The organism is Streptomyces sp. (genome assembly GCF_031178505.1).
Lineage (GTDB): Bacteria > Actinomycetota > Actinomycetes > Streptomycetales > Streptomycetaceae > Streptomyces > Streptomyces gulbargensis.
Map to the genome: position 1 here is coordinate 1 of NZ_JAPSIW010000710.1, position 3,601 is coordinate 3,601.

The 3,601-nt window shown below is 67.9% G+C and carries 3 protein-coding genes; 2 read left to right on the forward strand and 1 reads right to left on the reverse strand.

What is annotated here, in order from left to right:
• Positions 1 to 1,409, reverse strand: a 1,409-nt coding sequence (gene dnaK, locus RIF68_RS30920) for a molecular chaperone DnaK (RefSeq protein WP_309054577.1), incomplete at its 3' end; no start/stop codon positions are given.
• A gap of 250 nt (positions 1,410 to 1,659) precedes the next feature.
• On the opposite strand from dnaK, the gene RIF68_RS30925 reads away from it, so the two are divergent.
• The gene (locus tag RIF68_RS30925) at positions 1,660 to 2,172 is read left to right on the forward strand and encodes a sugar transferase (protein WP_309054578.1); all 513 of its coding nucleotides are present in this window, start codon (positions 1,660 to 1,662) and stop codon (positions 2,170 to 2,172) included.
• Between the two features lie 130 nt (positions 2,173 to 2,302).
• Positions 2,303 to 3,601 (forward strand): (Fe-S)-binding protein (locus tag RIF68_RS30930; RefSeq protein ID WP_309054579.1); only part of this gene is annotated, 1,299 nt, incomplete at its 3' end.

Consider the following 3,601-nt stretch of genomic DNA (forward strand, 5'->3'; position numbering starts at 1 on the left):
ATCTTCTGCTCCTTGCCCGTGCCCAGGTCCTTCGCGGTCACGTGCATGATGCCGTTGGCGTCGATGTCGAAGGAGACCTCGATCTGCGGGACGCCGCGCGGGGCCGGCGGGAGGCCGGTCAGCTCGAACATGCCGAGCTTCTTGTTGTACGCCGCGATCTCGCGCTCGCCCTGGTAGACCTGGATCTGCACGGACGGCTGGTTGTCCTCGGCCGTCGTGAAGATCTCGGACCGCTTGGTCGGGATCGTGGTGTTGCGCTCGATGAGCTTGGTCATGATGCCGCCCTTGGTCTCGATGCCGAGGGACAGCGGGGTCACGTCGAGGAGCAGGACGTCCTTGACCTCACCCTTGAGGACACCGGCCTGGAGCGAGGCGCCGATGGCGACGACCTCGTCCGGGTTCACACCCTTGTTGGCCTCCTTGCCGCCGGTCAGCTCCTTGACGAGCTCGGCGACGGCCGGCATGCGGGTGGAGCCACCGACGAGGACGACGTGGTCGATCTCGTTGATGGAGATGCCCGCGTCCTTGATGACGTTGTGGAACGGGGTCTTGCAGCGCTCCAGGAGGTCCGCGGTCAGCTGCTGGAACTGGGCGCGCGTGAGCTTCTCGTCCAGGTGCAGCGGGCCCTCGGCGGAGGCGGTGATGTAGGGCAGGTTGATCGAGGTCTCCGTGGAGGAGGACAGCTCGATCTTCGCCTTCTCGGCGGCCTCGCGCAGACGCTGGAGGGCCATCTTGTCCTTGGCCAGGTCCACGCCGTGGCCGTTCTGGAACTGGGTCACCAGGTAGTCGACGACACGCTGGTCCCAGTCGTCACCACCGAGGTGGTTGTCACCGTTGGTGGCCTTCACCTCGACGACGCCGTCGCCGATCTCCAGGAGGGACACGTCGAAGGTGCCGCCACCGAGGTCGAAGACGAGGATCGTCTGGTCGTCCTTGTCGAGGCCGTAGGCCAGGGCGGCGGCGGTCGGCTCGTTGACGATGCGCAGGACGTTGAGGCCCGCGATCTCACCGGCCTCCTTGGTGGCCTGACGCTCGGAGTCGTTGAAGTACGCCGGGACGGTGATGACCGCGTCGACGACCTTCTCGCCCAGGTAGGCCTCGGCGTCGCGCTTGAGCTTCTGCAGGATGAAGGCGCTCATCTGCTGCGGGTTGAAGCTCTTGCCGTCGATGTCGATCTTCCAGTCGGTGCCCATGTGGCGCTTGACCGACCGGATGGTCCTGTCGACGTTGGTGACGGCCTGGCGCTTGGCCACCTCGCCGACGAGCACCTCGCCGTTCTTCGCGAAGGCGACGACGGACGGCGTGGTCCTGGCGCCCTCGGCGTTGGTGATGACGGTGGGCTCGCCGCCTTCCAGAACGCTGACGACGGAGTTAGTCGTGCCCAGGTCGATGCCGACCGCACGTGCCATTTCGATTCCTCCAGCTGACTGACTTGAGTGGAACTGACTCAAGGATGCACGACAGGGTGGCGCGCGTCAACAGACCTGAGTGGGAGTGACTCAACTCTTCGTCGACGCCCCCACTCAAAGGAGCGGGCGGGGCGCGTCATTCCCGGCCCCCGGGGCGCATGGATGAGAGAGTCCGCATGCCCCGCCAGGGGCAAAGCAGGCATATCCCCCGAACATCCCACGAATATCGCACGACGAAGGGGTCCGGCGCATGACGGCCAAGCGCGCACTCGACCTCGTGGGCGGCCTCGCGCTGCTCACCGCCCTCTCCCCGCTCCTCGCCGCCGTCGCCGTCTCCGTCGCCGTCGGCTCGGGGACACCCGGCGGCGGGGTGCTGCGCCGCCGGACCGTGGCCGGCCTGCACGGCCGGCCCTTCACGATGCTGACCTTCCGCACCCGCGGCCCGCTGGCCGCGCTGCCCCTCCTGCTGCACGTCGTACGGGGGCAGATGTCCCTGGTGGGCCCGTGCCCGCTGGCGCCCGGCCACCGCGAGTGCGCCGGCGAGGGGCGCCGGCGGCTCTCCGTACGTCCGGGACTCACCGGCCCGTGGCAGATCAGCGGGCGTTCGGAGCTGCCCTGGGAGGAGCGCGAACTCCTCGACCTCCACTATGTGGACCACCACTGGCTGGGGATGGATCTGGCGATTCTGGCGCGTACGCTTCCAGCAGTCCGCCGACGTCGTACGGCGACCCGCGCGGGAGCCCGCGCGGCAAGGGTTGCCTGAGCGACACAGATCACCGCGAGGCCCGCTACAAGAGCGGCGCCCCGCCCGGTAATCTCAGCACGGACTAGATAAGTTACCGCTTAGTAGGCTCGGCTCAAGTACGTGGGCTGGCCCGCTCGAGGAGCCCGTCATGCAACTCGCCGCGATCATTGTGTCGCTGACGCTGACCGTGGTCGGCGTTGCCCTGCTCGCTCGCGCCATCGGTCAGTTCGTCCGGTACTTCAAGCTCGGCCAGCCCGTCCCGGCCGGCACCCGGACCGACAACCCGTACCAGCGGAGCGTCACCCTGGTCCGGGAGTTCCTGGGCCACACCCGGATGAACCGCTGGGGCATCGTCGGCTTCGCCCACTGGTTCGTCGCGGTCGGCTTCCTGACGCTGCCGCCGACCATCGTGACCGCGTACGGCCAGCTCTTCCAGGCCGACTGGACGCTGCCGGTCATCGGCGGCTTCGTGCCGTACGAGATGTACATCGAGTTCATCGGCTCGATGACCGTCCTCGGCATCGCCACCCTGATGGTCATCCGCCTGCTGAACCTGCCGTCGCGCCCCGGCCGCAAGTCCCGCTTCGCCGGCTCCAAGGCCGGCCAGGCGTACTTCGTCGAGTGGGTCATCCTCACGATCGGCCTGGCGATCTACGTGCTGCGCGGCCTGGAAGGCGCCCTGCACCACGTCGACCACTACGAGGCCGCGTACTTCGCCTCGTACCCGCTGGTCCTGCTCTTCAAGGGCATGTCGGTCGCGACGCTGCAGACGCTCGTCTACCTCTTCGCCATGATCAAGCTGAGCACCACCATGATCTGGATGATCACGGTGTCCCTCAACACCAACATGGGCGTCGCCTGGCACCGCTTCCTCGGCTTCCCGAACATCTGGTTCAAGCGCAACGCCACCGGCGAGACCGCGCTGGGCGCCCTGCAGCCGATGACCTCGGGCGGCAAGCCGATCGACTTCGAGGACCCGGGCGAGGACGACGTCTACGGCGTCTCCCAGGTCGAGCAGTTCTCCTGGAAGGGCCTCCTCGACTTCTCCACCTGCACCGAGTGCGGCCGCTGCCAGTCGCAGTGCCCCGCCTGGAACACCGGCAAGCCCCTCTCGCCGAAGCTCCTCATCATGTCGCTGCGCGACCACGCGCACGCCAAGGCGCCGTACCTCCTCGCGGGCGGCGGCAAGGACATGGAGGGCAACGAGAAGGCCTCCGAGGAGCAGCTGAAGGACGTGCCCGCCGCGGCCCTCGCCGAGGCCGAGCGCCCCCTCATCGGCACCGTCGAGGAGAACGGCGTCATCGACCCGGACGTCCTGTGGTCCTGCACCACCTGCGGCGCCTGCGTCGAGCAGTGCCCGGTCGACATCGAGCACATCGACCACATCGTCGACATGCGCCGCTACCAGGTGATGATCGAGAGCGCGTTCCCGTCCGAGGCGGGCACG